Here is a 22,293-nt window from a genome sequence, read left to right as displayed (position 1 = left end):
TACTGGTTTTCGCGCGAATTTTTGAGCAGCCGGTTTATGTTGTGGAGTTTATTCTGGATTAATCTGCTTGGGACGGTATACGGCTATATATGGTACGGCAATCAGTTGGTCTACACGGCTGTTGAAATGTCACCGCTTTATTTGCCATTTGTGCCGGATAGCCCTACCGCCAGTTTGTTCTTTACTTGGGCAGTAGCATATTGGCTTCTTGACCATTATCGATCGAAGGCTGGCTCTTTGAATCCAACAAAGAAAAGCGGCTGGAGAAGCTTTGTTGAAGCGTTCGCTGTCGTAACTTCGTTTAAATACGGGATTTGGGCCGTTGCGATGATTTTTGCCGGGGCTTATCAGGGAGATATTCTCGTATGGCAGGATTGGATGCTGGTGTTCTCCCATCTTGGCATGGCGGCCGAAGCGGTGCTGTACTTTCGATTGTACCGATACCGGTGGTTATCCGTCATTCTTGTCGCATGTTGGGTATTGTTGAACGATACGATGGATTACGGGCAAGGGGTTTATCCGTGGCTGCCGAAAGTATTGGAGGACAATTTATCTGAAATTGCCACGTTTACTTTGGCATTGAGTGTGTTTAGCGTCGCTATGGCTCTCGTGTTATGGCTCGTAAGAGAGCTTCGGCCGGCAAGAACCTCGTCCAAATAGTCGGTCTAATTGGCACTTTCTCTCCATAGGATGAATTTAGGAGGGGATGTCCCAATGGCCGGAAAGGCTCGAAGATGGCGTAGGTTCGGGGTTTGGCTGACCCTGTCCGTCAGCTTATTGCTGGTTGCAACAGGATGCGGGGAGGGGCAAAGCGCAAAAGAAACGTCGGCGTCCAAGCCCTCGGCGGAGCAGGTGCAGAAGACAGAGCTGCTGGGCCGGACGGCGGAAGAGCTGTATCAAAAAGCAAAGCAAGGTGACGTTCCGGGAAGTCTGATGGCGCTTCAGCAGCTAAGCGATCAAATACCGAAGATACGCTTTGAAGGCCTCACGTCAATCGAAGGAATGAACGCGCTCACGAGGGCCGTTACGGATGCTAAACGAGTGTTCAACGCAGCAAGCTTCAAGCCGGAGGAAGGATTGGTGGCAGCCGCAAAAATTCGTCTCGCAGCGGATGCGCTGACGCACCCTCATACGCCATTATGGCTGCAGTATGACAAGCTGCTCTCCGACGACGTGAACCTGCTTGAAAAGGCCGCTACCGATAAAAATAGAGCGGAGGTTCGAAGAGGGGCGGCATTGCTGGAGCAGCATATCGGCATCATTCACCCGAGCTTGCTTATCAGCCGAAGTCCTACCGACGTCGAGAAGCTTGATTCGCTTGCAACTTTCATTAAGCTTCAGGCTCAAGGGGAAGGCGAGCTGTACCGCAACGTGCTTAATGCAGTTCCTCCGCTTCGCGGCCTGTTAGATAAGCTGTTTCTGAAACGGGAAACGACCGCCTATCTGCCTTACCCCGAACAGCAGAACCCGATTCTATGGATCGTAACGCTCGGCTCCGTCATCTTGGCATCGCTCGGATTCGCCGGCTGGCGGTTATCCAAGAAAAACGGCGGCCTTGTTCCGGTACGCCGAGCTGACCAAGAAAAGCCGGGAAACTAAATAAGGCTTAATTTGGCTTAAAGCCTTCACCGACAACGTCGTGAACCTCCGTAATAATGAGAAATGCGAGGGGATCGATGGAGCGGACGAGGTCTTTAAGCCTTTTCATTTCACTCCGGGCTACCACGCAGTAGACGACGTTTTTGGGCTGCTTGGAGTAGGCTCCGACCGCGGGGAACAGGGTAGCTCCCCGGTCCAATTCCTTCGCAATCGCCGCAGAAACCTCATCCGCGTGATCGGTGATGATCATGAACGATTTGGCAGCGTACGCCCCTTCGATAAGAATGTCAATCAGCTTCGAAGCGATGAAGACGGCGACAAAGGTATATAAGATTTTCTCCTTCGGGAGAAAGAAAAGCGAGGCGCCGATGACGACGACGTCCATGATCAATATCACTTGCCCGATGCTCCAGCCCTTCAGTTTGTGGGTGACTCTTGCCAGGATGTCTGATCCGCCGGTCGTACCGCCATACCGGAAAACGATACCGAGTCCGAGACCGAGCGTAAACCCGGCATAAGCCGTTGCCAGGAAGAAATCGTGCTCCGTCCGGAACGGAACCAACCACCCCGCCTGAATGATCCGCTCCATGACCCATAGAAAGAACGATACGGACAAAGTGCCGAGCACCGTATATCCCATCGACGCTTTGCCCAAAATACGCCATCCCAAGTAAAAAAGCGGGATATTCAGACCTAGAGTCGTCAAGGACGGCGGCAGCCCGAAAATATAAGAGAGAAGCAGGGCAACCCCGGTCACTCCGCCTTCCATTAATTCGTTGGAGATCACAAAATAATGAATTCCGAACGCATAAATCGCCGTGCCAAGCAAGATAGGAACGATGTTTTTTAGATGTGCTTTAAGGGGTTCCGGCATAAATCCACCTCGATTCGAAAAGATGTTTATAGTAACATTCTCTTAGGTTATCGCGTTGCCCTTTTTTTCATGATAAAGTAAATGAAAAAGTTTTAAGAAGCAAAAAAAATTTGTCATTCCCCCTCACTTTGCGTTAACATGGTACTGATACGGTTGTCACGCACAACCGTTAGTCATCTGATAATAAGGTGGGTGAACATCTCCCGGTATGTCCGAGAAAACGTTAAAGGACCTCCAAGGCGAGGTGCACGAATACATATCGCAGTTTAAAGAAGGATACTTCAAACCGCTGACGATGCTGGCCCGGATGTCGGAAGAGGTAGGGGAGCTGGCGCGGGAAGTAAACCATCGTTACGGCGAGAAGCCCAAAAAGGCGACGGAGGAGGAAAACTCCATCGAGCTTGAGCTTGGCGACATTTTGTTCATTACCATCTGCTTTGCGAATTCGCTAGGCATCGATTTGACAGAAGCGCATGATAAGGTCATGCACAAATTCCGGACGCGGGACGCGGACCGTTGGACAAAAATAAACACCGACGCTTGATCCTTTTCATATACTGTATCATCACCTTGTACTTCTCATGTCGGCCTTGGAAGGCTTGCTTCCGGCTTGGCTGAGGAAGGAGATGATGCATTTGAAAGGCGAAGAGGCAATCAAGAAAGCGTACGAATCGATTCTCAATCACGATTTCGAACAGGCCATCGTTTGGTTCGAACGTGCGATTGCGACGAATCCTGAATGCGCGGCGTACCATTATAAGCTGTCCATTACGTACGCCCGCAGCGGCAAACTGGATAAAGCGGCGGCACATGCAAGCCAAGCGGTACGGCTTGAGCCGGAGGATGAGCATTACACATTCCATCTGCAGCACCTTCAGGCACGGCAATTGACGTTTCAGGCAGAGAAGCTGTTCGAGGAGTCGGACGAACGGCTGTGGCTGGCGGTGTCGCTGCTGCAGCAAGCGGTGAAGCTTGATCCGCTTTCACAGGAAGCTTTTTTACTATTGGGTATCGCATATTCCCGGCTTCGGGAGTTCGCTCCGGCCGTGCAGGCCATTCAGGAACTGCTCAAGCTGGATCCGCAGCATTCCATCGGCTTGCGGCTGCTCGCGGACTACCGGCAAAAGTGGAAGGAATATATGAGCGTTACCTTATAAGTGCCAATGACCGACACCTAAGCGGAAAGGACAATGAATTCATATGAAACCAATCATCAAAGTAGCGGTTGCCGGAGCGGGAGGCCGTATGGGGCGCGAGGTCGTCAAGTTGGTATTAGGCGATCCGGAACTGGAGCTGGCCGCTGCGGTTAACCGTTCCGCTGTAGGAACGGATGCGGGCAGACTGGTCGGCCTGGATGCTTGCGGAATTGCGGTTACAAACGATTTGGAGCTCGCTCTTGCAGAAACGAAACCCGACGTGCTGGTTGATTTTACAGCTCCGCATTCGGCGGTAGAGCATACCCGGCTGGCTATAAAACATAAGGTTCGCCCCGTGATGGGGACGACCGGTTTTACGCCGGAAGATATTGCCGAGCTGGACAGGCAGTGCAAGGAAGCGGGGATCGGCGGATTGATCGCTCCGAACTTTTCAATCGGTGCTATTCTGATGATGAAATTCGCCGCTCAAGCCGCTAAATATTTTCCTCATTTAGAAATTATCGAGTATCATGGCGATCAAAAACTGGACGCGCCTTCAGGCACTTCCGTCAAGACGGCGGAACTGATCTCCGAAGCTCGTCAGGAGCTGCGTCAGGGCAATCCGAATGAAGTGGAAACGATCGAAGGCTCGCGCGGAGGGTACTATAACGGGTTCCGGATTCATAGCGTTCGGCTGCCGGGCATTTTCGCCCAGCAGGAGGTCATTTTCGGTGCTTTCGGACAATCCTTGAAAATCCGTCACGACTCGTATGACCGGGCCGGTTATATGCCTGGCGTGAAGGTGGCTGTTCAGAAAGTTATGGAATATACCGGTATGGTTTACGGCTTCGAACATTTTATCGATTAAAAACGAAAGAGGACATGGGGCCGGGCCGAAGAGGACCGCTCGAGTGTCCTCGTTTTATAGGAGTTTAGAGAGGAGCTGCCATCCTATGGCATTGAAAATCGCACTTATCGCACACGACCGCAAGAAGGAAGAAATGGTCAATTTCGTTACGGCTTATGAGAATGTGTTTGAAGATCATACGTTGTATGCGACCGGAACGACAGGCACGCGCATTATGGAAAATACGGACCTGCAGGTGAACCGCTTTATGTCCGGTCCGCTCGGAGGGGATCAGCAGATCGGAGCATTGGTGGCGACTAATGAAATCGATTTGATTATCTTTTTGCGCGACCCGCTGATGGCGCAGCCGCACGAGCCTGATATTATCGCATTGCTTCGTCTGTGCGACGTTCAAGGGATTCCTTGCGCGACCAATATCGCGACCGCGGAAATTTTGGTCAAAGCGCTTGACCGGGGGGACTTCGCCTGGCGGGAGCTGGTACATAAATACAAGCCGGGGATCGACCAATGAACGAGTCGCTTGATTTGCTTATTTTCGGCGCTCACCCGGACGATGCGGAAATCGGCATGGGCGGCACGATTGCGAAGCATACGGCAGCCGGGCTTAAGGTCGGCATTTGCGACTTAACTTTGGCGGAAATGTCCTCCAACGGCACGGTTGAAACGCGTCAACAAGAAGCCAAGGCGGCATCGGAGGCGCTTGGCCTGACCGTGCGCACCAATTTGCAGCTGCCGGACCGCGGACTTTATCTGCTGCCGGAGTTTGTGGAGCGCATTGCCTTGGAGATCCGCATGTGGAAGCCTCGCATCGTATTCGCTCCGTATTGGGAGGATCGGCATCCGGACCATATCGCCTGCAGCAAGCTGGTGCAGGAAGCGCTGTTCAATGCCAAGCTGAGACGGTACTTGCCCGATCACCCGGCGCATACGGTAGAAGAAAGCTACTTTTATTTCATTAACGATGTGATAGAGCCGGACGTGATGGTTGACGTGACCGCCCATTATGAGAGCAAACGCTCGTCACTGCTTGCGTACCGGAGTCAATTCGAGACTTCGGGCTCGGGTGCCGGAAACGATATCGTACGCACACCGCTGAATCAAGGCTATCTGGAGCGAGTGGAAGCCCGGGACTCTCTGCTTGGGCAAAAACGGGCGGTCCGTTATGCGGAAGGCTTTATCAGCAAGCTGCCTTACTTGACAGAACTGTTCTAAAAAGCGTGACCAAATTCAGGAGCAAAAGGAGGCGGCTCGAAAATAATGAACCGGTTAAAAATCGGAATTACATGCTATCCCACGCTAGGGGGTTCGGGCGTCGTCGCCACCGAGCTCGGCAAGCTGCTTGCGGAAAAAGGGCACGAGGTTCATTTTATTACGCACAGCATGCCTTTTCGACTTGGAAAGTTCGACCGCAACATCTTCTACCACGAAGTCGAAGTCAACGACTACTACGTGTTTAAATATCCGCCATACGATTTGTCTCTGGCCAGCAAGCTTGCACAGGTGGTGAAGCTGGAAGAGCTCGATTTGCTGCATGTCCATTACGCCATTCCGCACGCTGTTTGCGCCCTGCTTGCCAAGCAGATGGTCGGGCCGGAGCTGAAAGTGGTCACGACTTTGCATGGTACCGATATTACGGTTCTTGCGCAGGACGAATCGCTAAGCGACCTGATCCGGTATGCGATCAACCAAAGCGATGCGGTGACTGCCGTATCCCAGGATTTGATCCAGGAGACGCGGCAGCTGCTTGGCATCGAGAAGCCGATTGATTTGGCTTACAATTTCGTGGACAAACGGGTATATTACCCGCGTGAAGTGGCGTCGCTCCGCAAGGAGTTTGCGCATCCTGACGAGAAGATTCTGATTCACATTTCCAACTTCCGTCCAGTCAAGCGGGTAACGGATGTCGTGGAAATTTTCGACCGCGTCCGCAAAGAAGTGCCTTCCCGCCTGCTGTTTGTAGGCGAAGGCCCGGAGCTGTCCAAGGTGCTCTGCAAGGTGAAGGAGCTCGGGTTGTTGGATCGGGTGACGTTCTGCGGCAAGCAGGACGACGTCGCCCAGCTTTTGTCGTTAGCCGACCTGATGCTGCTTCCGTCCGAAAAGGAAAGCTTCGGCTTGGTTGCGCTGGAAGCGATGGCCTGCGGGGTGCCAACGATCGCATCGAACGCCGGCGGCATTCCCGAATTGATTACCCATGGGGAAACCGGTTACTTGGCGGACATCGGCGATGTGGAGCAAATGGCGGCGTATGCGATAGCGTTGCTGAGGGACGAAAGCTTGTACAAAAAGACGGTAGACGCTTGTTTATACAGGGCGCGCTATACGTTCTGTAACGATTTGATTACGCGGCAGTATGAAGAGTTGTATTATCGGGTGCTTGGGCGGCCGATCCCGGAATCGATTCGGGAAAATCCGCTTAATTGCTGACAAAGGAAGCGGGATTACATACATGAGCGATGCTTTAAAGCAGGGGGCCATGCAGATTGTCCGGCGCTTGTGCGAGGCGGGCTTCGAGGCTTATTTGGTCGGTGGATGCGTTCGGGACGAACAGCTCGGACGCCCTGTAAAGGATTACGATATCGCCACTTCCGCTCATCCCGACCAGGTACAGGGGCTCTTCGAGCGCACCGTGCCTACCGGCTTGCAGCATGGGACGGTCACGGTCGTGGTCGGGAAGAAGCCCTACGAAGTGACTACGTTTCGGCGGGAAGGCGGATATGAAGCGTTCCGCCGCCCGACCGAGGTGGAATATATCGACAGCTTGACTGAGGATTTGCAGCGGCGCGATTTCACGATGAATGCGATGGCTATCGATCAAAACGGCAGTCTGATCGATCCGTTCGATGGCCTGAAGGATTTGGAACGCGGCGTCCTTCGCTGCGTCGGTCAAGCGGAAGAGCGGTTTGGGGAAGATGCGCTGCGAATGATGCGGTGCCTCCGTTTTGCGTCGGAATATGGGTTGACGGTGGAACAGGCGACCTGGGACGCTCTGAACTCCGGCATTTCGCTGCTGCGGCATATCGCCATGGAACGTATCCGGGCGGAGGTGGAGCGCATGATTGGGGGCAGCGACCCGAACCGGGCCCTGGAGTTGCTCGCGGGAAGCCGGGCGCTGCGTCACGTGAAGCAGGAGCTGCTGCTGTCCGGGCTGGACAAGGAAACGGAGTGGCCGCCCCTCTCACGGTTAACGGAAATGGAGCATCGGCTTGCCTTTATCTACATTCGACTAGGAGCCGATCCGGCGGATGTTGAAGAGGATATGATCAAGCTAACCTTCTCCAGACAGCAGATGGAGACGGTCAAACGAATCGTTGGCGCGCACACCGCTCTTGTATCCGGATTGGATGACTCGACGGGACGGGACGAAGAACCATACTTGAGACGAGTATGGATCGCCGCGGCGCTTACCTACAGTGTTTCTGCGCTCCATACGTTAAGAGAGATTTACCTGCTTGAGGCCGCCTCGATTCGGACTGACAACGTCAAGGTTGGCAGGGCCGTGGATGTATGGAGAAGACTGGGCTCCGTATGGCTGGAGCAGATGCCCGTTTCTGCTCTGGCAGAGCTCGCTGTCGGAGGGAAGGAGCTTATGGGCCATCTGGGAGCCAAAGGCGGTCCGTGGACCGGCCGGCTGCTGCACCGATTGCTTGAAAGCGCTGCGCTCGGCGAACTCCGCAACGACAAAGAAACGCTGCTTGCAGCAGCCCGGGAGCATTACGAAAACATGCAGGAGAACGATGAATGATGACGGATCGACTGATCGGACTGTTCGAGCAATCGGAAGGCAAATTTTTATCTGGCGAACAGCTGAGCGAGGAGCTTGGCGTCAGCCGAACGGCCGTGTGGAAGCAGATCGAGCGTTTGCGGCAGCAAGGGTACCGCTTCGAAGCGGTATCGCGCAAAGGGTATCGGCTGTTGTCCAAGCCGGACAGGCTGGATATAAGCCGCCTGCAATTGAAGCTGGGGACGGAACGGTTCGGCCGGTTCGTGAAATATTACGACCAAGTGGAGTCGACGCAAATCGTCGCGGCGCGCTGTGTCGCGGAAGGGGCCGAGGAAGGCACGCTTATTCTGACGGAAGAGCAAACCGCCGGCAAAGGCCGCATGGGACGCAAGTGGCATTCTCCGGTCGGAAAAGGCATCTGGATGAGCCTGATTTTGAAGCCGGGTTGGATTCCCTTGTTATTCACCCCTCAATTGACTTTGCTCGTTGCCGTCGCTTTATGCCGGGCCATCCGCAGCGCAACAGGTGTGGAAGCGGGGATCAAATGGCCTAACGATCTGCTTGTCGGCGGCAAGAAGATCGCCGGCATTTTGCTCGAATCGAGCGCCGAGGATGAGCGGCTGCAGCATGTTATCGCCGGAGTCGGCATCAGCGTGAATCTGCATTCGGACGATTTTCCGCCGGAGCTACGGGATGCGGCCACCTCGCTTGCCATCGAGGCAGGTCGCCAGGTGGACCGAATCGAGGTGCTCAGCCGGTTTTTGCTGGAGTGGGAGCAGCTGTACGGACTATACCGGCGGGAGGGCTTTGCCCCCATCAAGCTGTTGTGGGAAGCGTTGACCGTGTCGATTCACCGGAATATCCGCTGCCGGACGCCTCAAGGAGAGTTTGAAGGATTTGCCGAGGGGATCGATGAGCATGGCGCTCTACAGCTTCGCCTAGCAGACGGATCGGTAAAAAAGCTGTATTCCGCCGATATCAGTTTTGGGTGACATAAGTTGAAAACTTTGGTATAATGTACGGTACGAAGACGGTATCCGCAAGGAGCTGTACTTCAACCGTATGTTTTTTTGCTTGAACAATTGAATAGCTTTACCCAAGCAATATGTCGGATTCTGCTCTGAGCCTAACCGGACCGAGACAGAAGGATCATATGAGAAGGACATGTGAACCTTTTAGCCTCCGTATGGGCTGAAAGGTTTTTTTGCTCTTTGCAACAATCCGGCCGATTATCGCAATACTATCAGGAGGAAGGACGGCAGAGGGAGATGCTCCCCGAGCGTACGGAACCCTGAACCATTCCAACCCGGAAGGCAAGGTGTTAATCATGGAGATGCGTAAACCGGTAACGACGGCCAAACTGAGAAAAATGAAAAAAGACGGGATTCCGATCAGCGTGATGACGGCCTACGATTACCCGACGGCCATGCTGGCGGAGGAAGCCGGCATCGATGTCATTCTTGTGGGGGATTCGCTGGGCAATGTCGTACTTGGCTACGATTCGACGCTCCCCGTTACGCTGGACGATATGATCTATCATTCGCGCGCGGTGACGCGCGCGGTCCGGACCAGCTTTGTAGTAACGGATCTTCCGTTCAATACGTATCACGGCAGCATCGATGCGTCGCTGCGGAATGCGGGACGGATTATGCAGGAAGGGCTGGCCAAAGCGGTGAAGATGGAGGGCGGAGCGGAGATTGCGCCGACGGTTGAAGCACTCGTGCAAGCGGGCATTCCTGTGATGGCCCATCTCGGTCTGACCCCTCAGTCGATTCACCAGATCGGCGGTTATAAAATCCAGGGCAAGACGGCCGCTCAAGCGCAAAAGTTGCTTGATGATGCCAAAGCCTTGGAGCAGGCCGGAGCATTCTCCATCGTGCTGGAGCTGGTAACCGATCAAGTGGCCGCACATCTGACGAGCGAGCTGTCCATTCCGACCATCGGAATTGGCGCCGGCCAAGATTGCGACGGTCAGGTGCTCGTATTTCACGATGCGCTCGGCTATGGATCGGATATTCATCCGAAGCGTTTTGTGAAAACTTACGGAAATGTCGGCGATATGATTCGCAGCGGGCTTCGTCAGTATGTGGACGACGTGAAGCAGCGCAGCTTCCCGGGGCCGGAGCATTCGTTCCGTATGGACGACGAAGTGGCGGAGTCCTTATACGGCGGCGGGAAACCGGTAGCAGCACATCGAGAATAAGAAACGGAGCTTCGATAACCGATGGAAATTGTTCATCAGATTGAATCATTACGACAGTTGATTAAAGCAAAGCGGGCTGCCAATCCGGCCGTACGCATCGGCTTCGTGCCGACGATGGGCTTCCTGCACCGAGGCCATGCCTCGCTGCTCGAAGCTGCGCGCAAAGAGTGCGATGTGGTTATCCTGAGCATTTTCGTCAATCCGCTGCAATTCGGGCCGAACGAAGATTTGGAGCGGTATCCGCGGGACGAGGAGCGGGATATAGCCATCGCGCGTGCAGCCGGGACGGACATCGTATTTTTCCCGCAGGTGAGCGAGATGTACCCGAAGCCGACCAGAACGATTGTCTCTGTCTCCGGAGTAACCGAGCGTCTGTGCGGAACTTCCCGGCCAGGACATTTTGATGGTGTCGCTACGGTCGTTACCAAGCTGCTGAATATCGTTCAGCCTGATAAAGCTTATTTCGGGATGAAGGATGCCCAGCAGGTAGCGGTCATCGAGCAAATGGTATACGATCTGAATATTCCTGTCACCATCGTCCCATGTCCGATCGTCCGAGAAGAAGACGGACTTGCGATGAGCTCGCGCAACGTGTATTTGAGCGAGGAAGAGCGAAAGCAGGCGCTTGTCCTTTCCGTAGCCCTGGAAGAGGCGGAATCGCTGCTCGAAGCTCGTAAGGGAGCGATATCCCCAGAAGAGCTGCGGCAGACGGTCGTTCGGCATATTCAGTCCGCGCCTTTGGCCGATATCGATTATGTGGAGCTGCTGTCTTATCCGGATCTGGCTCCAGTGGATTTTTGGGACAGTGATGAGAGGGTGATTATCGCCGTGGCCGTCCGTTTCGGGGCAACGCGCTTGATCGATAATCGGATACTTCGCGCTCCCGTTGCTTCATTGAGCCATTCGTAACCCGACAGCTTAGGGACAAGTATCCCTAGAGTGCAAAAACGTAGGAGGCGTCAGCCATGTTTCGTAACATGTTAAAATCGAAAATTCACCGTGCGACCGTAACGGAAGCCAATTTAAACTATGTCGGGAGCATTACGATCGATCAGGATTTGTTGGATCTGGTCGATATGCTGCCTAACGAAAAAGTCCAAATCGTCAATAATAACAACGGCGCCAGATTTGAGACCTATATTATTCCCGGACCGCGGGGCTCGGGAGTCGTCTGCTTGAACGGTGCTGCGGCCAGAATGGTGCACCCCGGAGATATTGTCATTATTTTATCGTATGTCATGTTATCGGACGAAGAAGCCCGCAAGCATACCCCGAGCATTGCCATTATGGGCGAGAACAATCAAGTCGTCGGCGTATTGAAGGAAGAAATTCATTCCACGGTCCTTTAAACGAGAATGAAACCGGACGGGTAGACGCACAATGTAGATACGATCACAGCGGGCCACAGCCGCGGCGAAGACGTTTAAAGCTGCTGTGGGAAACGAAGCAAAGGTGGGATACGACCGATGTTTAAACATCTTTTTGCTTCCATGAACGAAATGCTGGATGAAGTCATATCGCAATACCCGTCCTCCCAAGGCGCCGCACGCAGGGAGCTGCAGGAAAAGCTGCGGGCTCTGAAAGCGATGAGCGACGCCTGCATTGAAGAATGGCTGCAGTTCGAAGAGAAATGGAGCAAGCTGATAAGCATTGCCGGTATTTCATTGAACGGAATTGGAGCCGATCCGCTTGATCCCGAATTTTCAGGCAAACGAACCGATTTGTTTATCCGGGGACAAGGCTATTACAAGCTCCATATGTTCGACCAGGCGATCGCCGAATTCGACGAGCTGATCCGGCTCCAGCCCGATTTCAATTTGGCGCGTATTTATTTGGCCATGTCTTACTTGCGCAAAGGGGAAGCCGGAGAAAGCTACCTGCATTTTCAATTTTTATCCCGGCTGACCGAAAACATGCAGCTCAAAGCGATTTCCTTTAATGCCATGGGATGCATACAAGCTCAGCTGCACAATATGGACAAAGCGTGCGAATTGTTCAATATGGCTTACCGGACCGATCCTTCCAGCGTTCAGCCTTTGCTCGATTTGGGTGTTTGCTGCGAGAAAAAGGGCGGGCTTCAGTTTGTGTTCGACATGTCTCGGCCATCGGATTAACCGAATGTTCGTTCCTGTTTTTTTGTAAAAAGGGTAAGTTTGCTATTCCCTTTTTCCCTCAGTATTGGTATGCTTATGAGAAGAGTGGGAATGAAGGGATTGACACGACTCCGATGAAATTTGCAGTATTGGATTTTGAAACGACGGGGAGCACGGCGACGGATCGCATTATCCAAGTCGGGCTCTTTCTTATAAACGACCATGAAATGACCGACAGGTATACTTCTCTCGTCAATCCGGGCATAAGTATACCTTCTTCAATTACAACGCTTACCGGAATCGACGACGAGATGGTAAAGGATGCTCCCGCGATGGAAGAGGTTATTGCCGAGATGGTTCCTCTCCTCCAAGACGCGGTCCTGGTTGGTCATAATATTACTTTTGACCTTGCTTTTCTGCAGCGGGCGTTGGACGAGAACGGTTACTTCCCGTTCGACGGACGCGTATTGGATACGATGGATGCGCTGCGCGTCTTGTTTCCCGGCTTATCGAGCCTGCAGCTTTCGATGGTTTGCCACGCCTTCGGTATCGAACATGAGCGACCGCATCAGGCGGACAGCGATGCCGAGGTCACCGCGATGATCTGGCTCCGTTGCATGGAACGGTTTCAGTCGCTTCCGCTGCTAACTCTGCAAAGGCTGGAGCTGATATTTGCCGATTCGGCGGGAGATTTCGGCTGGTTTGTGAGCGAAATGCGGCAATACAAAGAGCTTCACCAGCCGCTTGATCCGGATATGGATCGTTATTTCCGGCAATTTGCCTTGAACGTAGGAGAATGGGGAGAAGAAGAGCCGGTGCGGGAGGAGGAAGATGTCCTGCGGCTGCCGGACGAATTTCCTGCATTCTACGATCAGCTTAAGCAAGAGCTCCAGCAGCGGTTTGCCGCTTACGAGGACAGAGAGTCCCAGGTGCAAATGCTCAGCGAGGTGGAGACGGCCTTCGAAGACGGCAAGCATCTGATGATTGAAGCCGGCACAGGGACGGGAAAGTCGCTCGGTTACTTGATTCCTTCGTTGTACTACGGGCTTAAGCAGGACAAGAAAGTGCTGATCAGCACGCATACCATTAATCTGCAAGAGCAGCTCAGAGAACGGGACGTGCCGCTGCTGCACGAGCTGTTCCCGGTAGGCTTCCGGGCGGCCGTTCTGAAGGGGCGGAGCCACTACTTGTGCCTGCGTAAATTCGAGCACAAAATGAATATGCTCGACTTCGAGCACGGCAAGGAAGACCGGATTACGGCCGGGCAGATGCTTGTCTGGTTGGGAGAAACGAAGCATGGGGATGAAGAGGAGCTTCATTTCGCCAATAAAGGAAAACAGTTTTGGCAATCGGTGGAAAGCGATACGGATTCTTGTTTGAACCGCGCTTGCCCGTGGTTTAAAAAATGCTTCTATCATCGCGCCCGTCACGAAGCGAACACCGCAGATGTTATCATTACCAACCACTCGCTGCTGTTCACCGATATGAAAGCGGAAAACCGGCTGCTGCCGGGATACAAGCATTTGGTTATCGACGAAGCTCATCACTTCGAGGAAGTGGCCGGCAAGCATCTCGGGATCGAGCTGCACTATCACGGTTTGTCTAACACGCTCCTCTGGCTTTATAAAGATGCGCGTTCGGGACAGTTGTCCAATCTGCGGATTCGGCTGCAGCGGTTCGAGGACGAACGTGCTCAAGGCTGGTGCATAACGATTGACCGGGTTGTCGAGAAGCTTCTGCAATTGAAGGAAGAATGGGATCAGATGACGGAGCTGCTGTACCAGCTTCTGGCTTCGCGAAGCGACCCGTCCCAATCGGAAGGGAACGGCCTTGTCTATCGGGTCAAAAAAGACTCGCTACCTACGGGTTGGGATAAGCTGGAAGTGCTCGAAGAGAACATGCAGCTTAACTTCGGGGAATCCCTTAAGCCTCTCGACAAGCTGATCTCGGAGATCAAAGAAGTGCAGGACGAATACGATGTCCAAAGCTTGATAACGGACCTCAGCGGCACCGTCAAGGAGCTGTACCGGCACAGGGATTCGCTTCATTTCTTCATGACGATGCCGGATGCGAACTATGTCTATTGGCTTGAAGCAGGGACCTACAGCAGAAACCGGTCGCTCCAGCTGTTCTGCGTGCCGATTGACGTCAGCGAGATGCTGAAGCAGCATTTCTTCGGGCCGAAGGATAGTGTCATCCTTACTTCGGCCACATTATCCGTCGGCAAATCGTTCGATTATACGTGCGACCAACTGGGCTTGCGAGAAAACGGGGCGGACGGCAAACTGAAAACCGTTCAGCTTCCGTCGCCGTTTAATTACCGCGAGCAAGCGCTAGTGGCCATTCCCCGGGATTTCCCTACGCTGCGCGGAGCCAGCGGCGAGAAGGAGTTCGTTGACCGGCTCGTGCCGTCGCTTGCCGAGGTGGCGTTGGAAACAAGAGGCCGGATGCTGGTATTGTTTACGTCCAATCGGATGCTGAAGCTGGTTCATGGCGCGTTGAAAGAGATGTTGAGCCCGTTCGGGATCGGCGTACTGGGCCAAGGCGTGGACAGCAGCAACCGGAGCAAGCTGACAAGGCTGTTTCAGAATAGTCCGAATTGCGTTCTGCTGGGTACAAGCAGTTTTTGGGAGGGCGTCGATATTCCCGGAAATGCGCTTAGCTGTCTGGCAATCGTCAGGCTGCCGTTTCAACCGCCGAACCATCCGTTGATCGAAGCGAAGACGGAGATGATCAAGCAGCGAAACCAGAATCCGTTTATGAAGCTGTCGGTACCGCAGGCGGTTATCAGGTTCAAGCAAGGCTTCGGCAGGCTGGTGCGAACGGCTACGGATAAAGGCATCGTCATCATATACGATACCCGGGTAATCGACACGAATTACGGGAAATATTTCTTGTATTCGCTGCCGGGCCCAAAAATCGAGCATATGAATTCGAACCAGCTCGTACCAAGAATAAAGCAGTGGATGGGTGAGAACCAAGCATGAAGACGATGAAAATTTCCGAGGCCGTCGTGCGCCGGCTTCCGGTGTACCTCCGGTTTTTGAACGAACTCAGCAAAAAGAACGTACAGACGGTATCCTCTCAGGATCTGGGACAAAAGCTGGATTTGAATCCGGCGCAAATCCGTAAAGATCTGGCCTACTTCGGGGAATTTGGCAAGAAGGGAATCGGCTACGACGTCGACTATTTGATCGAAAAAATCCGTCAAATTTTAAAGCTCGATAAAATCATCCCCGTAGCGCTGGTAGGTGCGGGAAATCTGGGCCGCGCCTTATGCAATTATAATGCCTATCTGAAGGATAATATGAAAATCGTAGCCGTTTTCGATTCGCACGAATCGAAGATCGGGGATACGATCAACAATTTGAAGGTCAAGCCGACGAGCGAAATGAAGGCGACTATCCAAGAGCTGAAGGTGCGCATCGGGATTATTACCGTCCCTGCGGCAGAGGCGCAGCAGGTTGCAAATCAGTTTGTGGACGCCGGTGTCGAGGCGATTTTGAACTTTGCACCGATGATTATTAAAGTGCCGGCTGAAATGCGGGTGCATCATGCCGATTTTACGACGGAGCTGCAAAGCTTGGCTTATTATTTGGATTAGCCGAACATGAGAAAAGGATAGAGCTGACAGAACGGTGTTCTGAAGCTCTATCCTTTTTTTTGCCGGTTTGCCCGGGCCTGTCCGTTCTTACGCAACGAGCGCGAACAAAATTTTATAAATGATAAAAGCAAGAACCATACTGATCGGAATCGTAATTACCCACGTCATGACCATGCGGGTAACCGTCCCCCATTTCACATCGTGAAACCGCATCACGGAACCCGTTCCGATAATGGAAGACGAGATGACATGCGTCGTCGAGAGCGGCATGCCAAGATGCGTAGATATCTGAATAACGATAGACGAGTTCAAATCCGAGGCGAAGCCGTTGATCGGTTCGATTTTCAGCAGCTTTTTGCTCATCGTCTTGATAATTCTCCAGCCGCCGATGGAGGTTCCAAGTCCCATGGCCGTCGCAGCTGCTATTTTAACCCACATCGGCACATCCAAATTATTTTGATATCCTAATGCAACGAGACCGAAGACGATAATCCCCATCGCTTTTTGCGCGTCGTTACCTCCGTGGGAGAAAGACAGAAGGCCTGCTGAAAGCACTTGGAAGCTCTTGAAGGTACGATTCATCTTCGAACGGGATTGGTTGCCGCTAACCAAGATAAGCTTGCGGATGATCCACATGACGACGAAGCCCGTTGCGAAAGCGATAATCGGCGAAAGGACAAGAATCAGTACAATTTCTTTAAATCCGGACCAATTGAGCGCCCCGACTCCCGCTCCCGCAATGACCGCCCCGGCGAGAGAACCGATCAGCGTATGAGAGGAAGACGAAGGAATGCCATAATACCAAGTCAGCAAGTTCCAGATAATGGCGGACAACAGCGCTGCAATAACGATATATACGCCGTTGTCGATCGTAGCGGGATTGGCGACCTTACCTCCGACCGTTTTGGCGACCTCCGAGGAAAAGACCGCACCGATGAAGTTCAGTATCGCGGCAAAAAATACGGCAAAACGGGGCGATAATGCCCGGGTTGAAATCGATGTAGCGATGGCGTTGGCCGTATCATGGAAACCGTTAATAAAGTCGAAGAGGAGCGCCAGAGCTACGATGATAATAATAGTGGTTAACATAGTTTCCTCCTAGGCAGGCTGAGTCGTACCCATGTTCCGAATCGTAAAACGGTCCTGTTAAGAATACCGCAGGACTACGCTATCCAAAATGTTGGCTACGTCTTCGCATGCGTCGGTCGTTTGCTCCAGGCGCTCGTAAAGTTCTTTTAATTTAAAATCGTGATATGGATCTTTAGGGTGGGTGAAAATTTCGCGAATGCCTTCTCTCATGAGGCGGTCGGCTTCATTTTCCAAGCTGTTGATCTGTACGGTATGCTCGGTAATTTGCATATATTTTTTCTTGGACAGCAGCTTGAAAGCGTCCAGAATATGCTGACAGCTTGCAACGAGCACGGCAGAAAATTCCTTCATATATTTATCCGATGCGGTTATGTTCAAATAATCGAAACGAGCGATTGTGGCTTCGATCCCGTCGAGCACGTCATCCACTTTGGAAGCCAGCTCCATAATATCTTCGCGGTCCAGTGGCGTGATGAACACTTTGTTCAATCCTTTGAAGATTTGGTGTGTGATTTGGTCTCCTTTGTTTTCGAGTTCTTTCAGCTGCGGGTAAAACGTAGCCGGCGGCTCGCTACCCATGACGGCGTTCCGAAACATCTGCGCGGCGTCAAGCGTATTTTCCGACGCTTTAATGAGCAGCAGCAGAAAATCGGTGTCATTCTTTTTTGTAAACAACATACAGTTTTGGCCTCCCAAGTAATTGAAGATTTACAAGAAATTAAAATTAAAAGAAAGAAATATGTAGAAAAAACGCGCCAATTCACACAAAATTAAAAATAACATAATCAAACAACGGAATGCAATTCTTAGTTTATCCAATTTACCATATGTTCATAAATCTTTTGCTATGTAAGCGCATTACCCCCGGAGGGTATAGTTAGCTTGATTTTTGTGCTCCGCAGGGTGTACATTGAAAACGAGATTGTATTTATATTTGGGAGGGGATTGTGTCCGGTGAAGAAAACAATTATTGAAAACGGAACGTTTCTAACGATGAATGAAGAGGCACCTATCATCCAGGGGTGCATGGTCATTGAAGGAAACCGCATTACATATATCGGAGAACAGGCGCCGCTTCCTGCGGGTTCATACGACGAGCGTATCGACGGCTCAGGCAAGCTGTTCATGCCGGGGCTCGTCAATACGCACGGGCATGCCGCGATGTCGCTGCTTCGCGGTTACGGCGATGATATGGCCCTTCAAGTCTGGCTTCAGGAGAAAATGTGGCCGATGGAAGGCAAGTTCACGGCGCAGGATGTACGTGCAGGCACCCGTTTGTCCGTGCTGGAAATGCTGAAAGGCGGAACGACGACCTTCGTCGATATGTACGATCATATGAATGAAGTCGCGAATGCGGCGGTTGAGAGCGGTATCCGCGCCTGCCTTACGCGCGGAGTAATCGGGCTGTGTCCGCGGGAAGTACAGGACGCTAAGCTGGCCGAGGCGATTGCTTTTGCAAAAAATTGGCACGGTCAAGCGGACGGCCGCATCACGACCATGATGTCGCCGCATTCTCCTTACACCTGCCCTCCGGATTATATTGAGCGTATTGTGCAGGCGGCTCACGACTTGAATTTGCCGATCCACACCCACATGTCGGAGACGGCCAGGGAAGTGCAGGAAAACGTCGATCAATACGGATTGCGTCCGGTAGCGCATCTGGAGAAGCTCGGCGTATTTTCCCGTCCGACTCTCGTAGCTCATGGCGTACACTTGACAGACGAAGAGATCGAAGTGCTGAAACGGTATGACGTGCGTATTTCGCACAACCCCGGCAGCAACCTGAAGCTGGCTAGCGGCGTAGCCCGTGTACCGGAGCTGCTCAAAGCAGGGGTACTCGTGTCCTTGGGAACGGACGGAGCCGCTAGCAATAACAATCTGGACATGCTCGAAGAGGTGCGGCTGGCCGCCCTGATTCATAAAGGCGTATCCGGCGATCCGGTAGCAGTATCCGCTTCGGAGGCTTTAAAGCTTGGTACGCTCGACGGCGCCCGTTCGATCTGGCTAAACGACGTTGGAGCTCTTCAGCAAGGAATGAAGGCGGACTTTATCGCGCTTGATATCGATCAGCCGCATTTCTACCCGCGGACGAATTTCATCTCGCACGTCGTTTATTCCGCTGTATCCAAAGATGTGACGGACGTCTGCATCGACGGACGTTGGGTCGTCCGAAAAGGCGAATGTCTGACCATGGATGAAGAGAAGGTCAAATTCGAGGCGCAGCAAAGCTTCGAGCGTTTGACGGCACTATAAGCGTCTCAACACGACTAGGCAGAAAGGAGGCCGCTGGTGCGCAAAGCATGGAAGATCACGATCATTGCCGGGGCCGCGGCAGTTGTGATTGTGACCGGGATGAGCATGGCTTTTAACTTTATTATGGATAAGGAATGGACGGAGCAGCGCGCTGCCGTCCTTACCGCTTACGAGAAGACGATATTGGTCAAAGCCGTTAAGGTCGAGCGATTCGTTGCAGAGAAGACTTATACGGTCATCACCGGGGAAGATAAAATCGGCCAGCCGGTGTACGTATGGGTTGGCCAAGACGAGATCCATACGGAAATGGGCAGTGCAGGAATCGATGCGGCGCAGGCTGAAGCGAAAGTGAAAACGGCGCATCCGGATGCGAAGGTGCTCCGGACGACGCCGGGAATCCGCAGCGGCCAGTTGGTCTGGGAAGTATTCTATAAGCTGGAGCCGGAGGGCAAGCTGGAACAGCACTTTTACGATTATTACGCTTTTAAGGACGGCCAACCGATCGATACGCTGCGTTTGACCATTCAGTAGCACGATCCGGCGATCAAACGCCGAAACCTGCCGCGGGAAACGCCGAACGAAGCGGCATCTTCCGCGGCTGTTCTTTATGGTTCGCTTGCAAGCGGAGTCCAAAGAACAGTAGGGCGCACACCGCGATTCATTCAATTGCCACACATTGCATCAACATTCGTATATACGATATGATATACTTACGGTATGGCTAAAACGTATAGATGGGAAACTTCGTCGGAAGCTTTTTCACATGAATTTATAGAAAGGGGGACGTATAGCTGATGAATATGAAGTTACGTCTCTTGCCTGTCGTATTGAGTGTTCTTGTGTCGGCAACGCTGCTGTTCGGCGGTTATTTTGCTTACCGGACATTGGCGATGGAAAGTCCGCTGCAGAAGGTCGTCTCCGGCATTTCCGGAGTTGAGCTGGTTTCTATGGATTTAAGCGGGCCGGATGCCCGGATGGAATTGAAACTCGCACCGGGTACGAACCTGCGTGAAGTATATAGCAAGATCCAAACCGATGGTCGTTCGACGCTTGGCACCAAGGAATTGAAGCTCAAAGTCGTGAACGATCCGTCACCGAAGTTGGAGCAATGGTGGTCTTCCGCTTTGTTCGAGGTGGCTCAGGCCATGGAAACGAAGCAGTATGCGCAAATCCCGAAAACGCTGCAGGCTCAGGGCGGCGAGGGGATAAAAGCGTCCACCGAGATGGACGATAAATACGTGTATGTTACGCTATCGGACGGTACGACAAGCAAATATGTCATGCTGCCGAGAACCCCTGCCAAACTGGGGGTGTGGCCGAATGAGTAAGTACGGTAAAGAGATTTTGCTCGGTTTTATCCCGGTTCTTGTTATTTTCTTGCTTTATATCGGAGTTAATCTGTTTCCTATCGTATTTATGGCCGCGATCTTGGGTACCTTTTTGTATATGGCCCGCGCCCGCGGGGGGCTGAACGTAGGCTCGGAGCGCAAATCGCGCGGCAAAACGCCGGGCTTCCTGACGTTCGACGATATCGGCGGACAGGATCGGGCAAAGGGCGAGTTGAAAGAGGCGCTTGATTTTCTGATCCGTTACGACGATATTAAGAAGCTCGGCATTCGTCCGTTAAAGGGCATTCTGCTGACGGGTCCTCCAGGAACCGGGAAAACGCTGATGGCAAAAGCCGCTGCGCATTACACGAACTCTGTGTTTCTGGCGGCATCCGGCAGTGAGTTCGTCGAAATGTATGTCGGTGTCGGGGCGAGCCGCATCCGCGACTTGTTCAAGGAAGCCCGCTCGCGCGCTGCGAAAGAGAACAAGGAGAGCGCAATTGTATTTATCGACGAGATCGACGTGATCGGCGGTAAACGGGACGGCGGTCAGCACCGGGAGTATGACCAGACGCTAAACCAGCTGCTCACCGAAATGGACGGGATTCATACGAGCGATACGCCTCGCGTATTGATCATAGCGGCCACGAACCGCAAGGAAATGCTGGACGGCGCGCTACTGCGCCCGGGACGGTTTGACCGTCATATCGAAGTCGATTTGCCGGACAAGAAGGGCCGTCTGCATATTTTGAATATCCATGCCAAAAATAAGCCGTTGGCCGAAGGGATTGACCTGGATGCCGTCGCGCGGGAAACGTTCCATTTCTCCGGCGCACAGCTGGAAAGCGTAATGAACGAAGCGGCGATTTATGCTATGCGGGACGAATCGGATGTGATCGGACAGCAGCACTTGTCGCTGGCCGTCGATAAGGTCATGCTCGGCGAGAAGACGGACCGCGAAGCGAATAAAGAAGAGCGGGAACGCGTCGCGCTTCATGAGCTTGGACATGCTATTGCCGCCGAGCTGGTGCGTCCGGGCTCCGTATCTCAAGTTTCGCTCAGCCCTCGCGGGAAAGCGCTCGGTTTTGTGCGTCATAATCCGCAGCAGGATCAGTATTTGTATACGAAAGCGGAGATCGAGCAGCAGATTATGGTCGCACTAGGCGGTGCCGTTGCGGAGGAAATGTTCTACGGCGGGCGAAGCACTGGCTCGCGCAACGATTTCGAGCAGGCGCTGAATATGGTGCGTACGATGATGGATTCGGGGCTTACAAGGCTCGGCATCATTGACCGCGAGATGGTCACGAAGCAGGAGCTTATGAAGGAAAATGCCGCGATTTTGGAAGAGTTGACGGAGGCGACCCGGCGCATGCTGGAAAGCCACAGAACCGTATTCGAACAATCGCTTGACATTTTGATTGCCGAAGAAGTGCTTTCCGGAGACCAGTTCCGCGAACTTCTCAAGCAATCGTCGCAAGTTCAAATTGCCTGAAAATCATTGAGAACCGAAGCCGAAGGCGACAAG

General features: G+C 52.8%; 23 protein-coding genes. 20 read left to right on the top strand and 3 right to left on the bottom strand.

Features of this window, described 5'->3' with window-relative positions; translation table 11 throughout:
• Positions 1–36: 36 nt before the first annotated feature.
• Positions 37–660: a DUF1405 domain-containing protein gene (locus NI000_RS07465; RefSeq protein WP_375540958.1), complete on the top strand. Its 624-nt coding sequence runs from the start codon at positions 37–39 to the stop codon at positions 658–660.
• 54 nt (positions 661–714) lie between these two features.
• Complete coding sequence (locus NI000_RS07460; RefSeq protein WP_253409189.1) at positions 715–1,599, top strand: sporulation protein YpjB; 885 nt, start codon at positions 715–717, stop codon at positions 1,597–1,599.
• A 7-nt stretch (positions 1,600–1,606) separates the two neighbouring features.
• Here the strand turns inward: NI000_RS07460 and NI000_RS07455 are convergent, their stop codons facing one another.
• The gene (locus NI000_RS07455) at positions 1,607–2,473 is read right to left on the bottom strand and encodes a YitT family protein (protein WP_253409187.1); all 867 of its coding nucleotides are present in this window, start codon (positions 2,471–2,473) and stop codon (positions 1,607–1,609) included.
• Positions 2,474–2,681: 208 nt separating this feature from the next.
• Between NI000_RS07455 and NI000_RS07450 the strand changes: the two genes are divergently transcribed.
• From NI000_RS07450 to NI000_RS07385, 14 genes are all read left to right on the top strand, one after another.
• A complete protein-coding gene (locus tag NI000_RS07450) occupies positions 2,682–3,017 on the top strand; it encodes a nucleotide pyrophosphohydrolase (protein WP_010501017.1) in 336 nt (111 codons plus the stop codon).
• Positions 3,018–3,099: 82 nt separating this feature from the next.
• Positions 3,100–3,630: a tetratricopeptide repeat protein gene (locus NI000_RS07445; protein ID WP_253409185.1), complete on the top strand. Its 531-nt coding sequence runs from the start codon at positions 3,100–3,102 to the stop codon at positions 3,628–3,630.
• 43 nt (positions 3,631–3,673) lie between these two features.
• Positions 3,674–4,477, top strand: coding sequence for a 4-hydroxy-tetrahydrodipicolinate reductase (dapB, locus tag NI000_RS07440; protein ID WP_253409183.1), 804 nt, complete (start codon positions 3,674–3,676; stop codon positions 4,475–4,477).
• A gap of 85 nt (positions 4,478–4,562) precedes the next feature.
• Positions 4,563–4,988, top strand: coding sequence for a methylglyoxal synthase (gene mgsA / locus NI000_RS07435; protein WP_253409181.1), 426 nt, complete (start codon positions 4,563–4,565; stop codon positions 4,986–4,988).
• Positions 4,985–5,689 carry a bacillithiol biosynthesis deacetylase BshB1 gene (gene bshB1, locus NI000_RS07430; protein WP_253409179.1) on the top strand — a complete coding sequence of 235 codons (705 nt, stop codon included), beginning with the start codon at positions 4,985–4,987 and terminating at the stop codon, positions 5,687–5,689. The genes mgsA and bshB1 overlap by 4 nt, the downstream gene beginning before the upstream one ends.
• Before the next feature lie 42 nt (positions 5,690–5,731).
• Complete coding sequence (gene bshA / locus NI000_RS07425) at positions 5,732–6,901, top strand: N-acetyl-alpha-D-glucosaminyl L-malate synthase BshA (RefSeq protein ID WP_253409611.1); 1,170 nt, start codon at positions 5,732–5,734, stop codon at positions 6,899–6,901.
• A 22-nt stretch (positions 6,902–6,923) separates the two neighbouring features.
• Entirely contained in the window at positions 6,924–8,219 is a 1,296-nt protein-coding gene (locus NI000_RS07420) for a CCA tRNA nucleotidyltransferase (RefSeq protein ID WP_253409177.1), read from the top strand.
• On the top strand, positions 8,219–9,190 hold the full coding sequence (locus NI000_RS07415) for a biotin--[acetyl-CoA-carboxylase] ligase (RefSeq protein ID WP_253409609.1): 972 nt from the start codon (positions 8,219–8,221) through the stop codon (positions 9,188–9,190). The genes NI000_RS07420 and NI000_RS07415 overlap by 1 nt, the downstream gene beginning before the upstream one ends.
• A gap of 335 nt (positions 9,191–9,525) precedes the next feature.
• Positions 9,526–10,401 (top strand): 3-methyl-2-oxobutanoate hydroxymethyltransferase, encoded by an 876-nt coding sequence (gene panB / locus NI000_RS07410; protein WP_253409175.1) that lies wholly within the window; start codon positions 9,526–9,528, stop codon positions 10,399–10,401.
• Between the two features lie 21 nt (positions 10,402–10,422).
• Entirely contained in the window at positions 10,423–11,310 is an 888-nt protein-coding gene (gene panC / locus NI000_RS07405) for a pantoate--beta-alanine ligase (protein WP_253409173.1), read from the top strand.
• 56 nt (positions 11,311–11,366) lie between these two features.
• Complete coding sequence (gene panD / locus NI000_RS07400) at positions 11,367–11,750, top strand: aspartate 1-decarboxylase (RefSeq protein ID WP_253409171.1); 384 nt, start codon at positions 11,367–11,369, stop codon at positions 11,748–11,750.
• A gap of 117 nt (positions 11,751–11,867) precedes the next feature.
• Positions 11,868–12,515, top strand: a complete 648-nt coding sequence (locus NI000_RS07395; RefSeq protein WP_253409169.1) for a tetratricopeptide repeat protein — start codon at positions 11,868–11,870, stop codon at positions 12,513–12,515.
• Positions 12,516–12,628: 113 nt separating this feature from the next.
• A complete protein-coding gene (dinG, locus tag NI000_RS07390) occupies positions 12,629–15,481 on the top strand; it encodes an ATP-dependent DNA helicase DinG (protein WP_253409167.1) in 2,853 nt (950 codons plus the stop codon).
• The gene (locus NI000_RS07385; protein WP_054977639.1) at positions 15,478–16,098 is read left to right on the top strand and encodes a redox-sensing transcriptional repressor Rex; all 621 of its coding nucleotides are present in this window, start codon (positions 15,478–15,480) and stop codon (positions 16,096–16,098) included. The genes dinG and NI000_RS07385 overlap by 4 nt, the downstream gene beginning before the upstream one ends.
• 87 nt (positions 16,099–16,185) lie before the next feature.
• Here NI000_RS07385 and NI000_RS07380 read toward each other — a convergent pair whose 3' ends face one another.
• On the bottom strand, positions 16,186–17,187 hold the full coding sequence (locus tag NI000_RS07380; RefSeq protein WP_253409165.1) for an inorganic phosphate transporter: 1,002 nt from the start codon (positions 17,185–17,187) through the stop codon (positions 16,186–16,188).
• Between the two features lie 57 nt (positions 17,188–17,244).
• Entirely contained in the window at positions 17,245–17,865 is a 621-nt protein-coding gene (locus NI000_RS07375; protein WP_054977637.1) for a DUF47 domain-containing protein, read from the bottom strand.
• Between the two features lie 315 nt (positions 17,866–18,180).
• On the opposite strand from NI000_RS07375, the gene NI000_RS07370 reads away from it, so the two are divergent.
• The 4 genes from NI000_RS07370 (at position 18,181) to NI000_RS07355 (ending at position 22,260) form a co-directional block, all read left to right on the top strand.
• Positions 18,181–19,440, top strand: coding sequence for an amidohydrolase (locus NI000_RS07370; RefSeq protein ID WP_301292396.1), 1,260 nt, complete (start codon positions 18,181–18,183; stop codon positions 19,438–19,440).
• Between the two features lie 36 nt (positions 19,441–19,476).
• On the top strand, positions 19,477–19,971 hold the full coding sequence (locus NI000_RS07365) for a cell wall elongation regulator TseB-like domain-containing protein (RefSeq protein ID WP_253409161.1): 495 nt from the start codon (positions 19,477–19,479) through the stop codon (positions 19,969–19,971).
• A 263-nt stretch (positions 19,972–20,234) separates the two neighbouring features.
• Entirely contained in the window at positions 20,235–20,768 is a 534-nt protein-coding gene (locus NI000_RS07360; RefSeq protein WP_253409159.1) for a hypothetical protein, read from the top strand.
• Positions 20,761–22,260, top strand: a complete 1,500-nt coding sequence (locus NI000_RS07355) for an AAA family ATPase (protein WP_253409157.1) — start codon at positions 20,761–20,763, stop codon at positions 22,258–22,260. The genes NI000_RS07360 and NI000_RS07355 overlap by 8 nt, the downstream gene beginning before the upstream one ends.
• The last annotated feature ends 33 nt before the right edge of the window (positions 22,261–22,293 follow it).

This window comes from Paenibacillus tyrphae (assembly GCF_024158745.1).
GTDB classification, from domain to species: domain Bacteria; phylum Bacillota; class Bacilli; order Paenibacillales; family NBRC-103111; genus Paenibacillus_G; species Paenibacillus_G tyrfis_A.
This window is presented reverse-complemented; position numbering and strand designations above follow the sequence as displayed.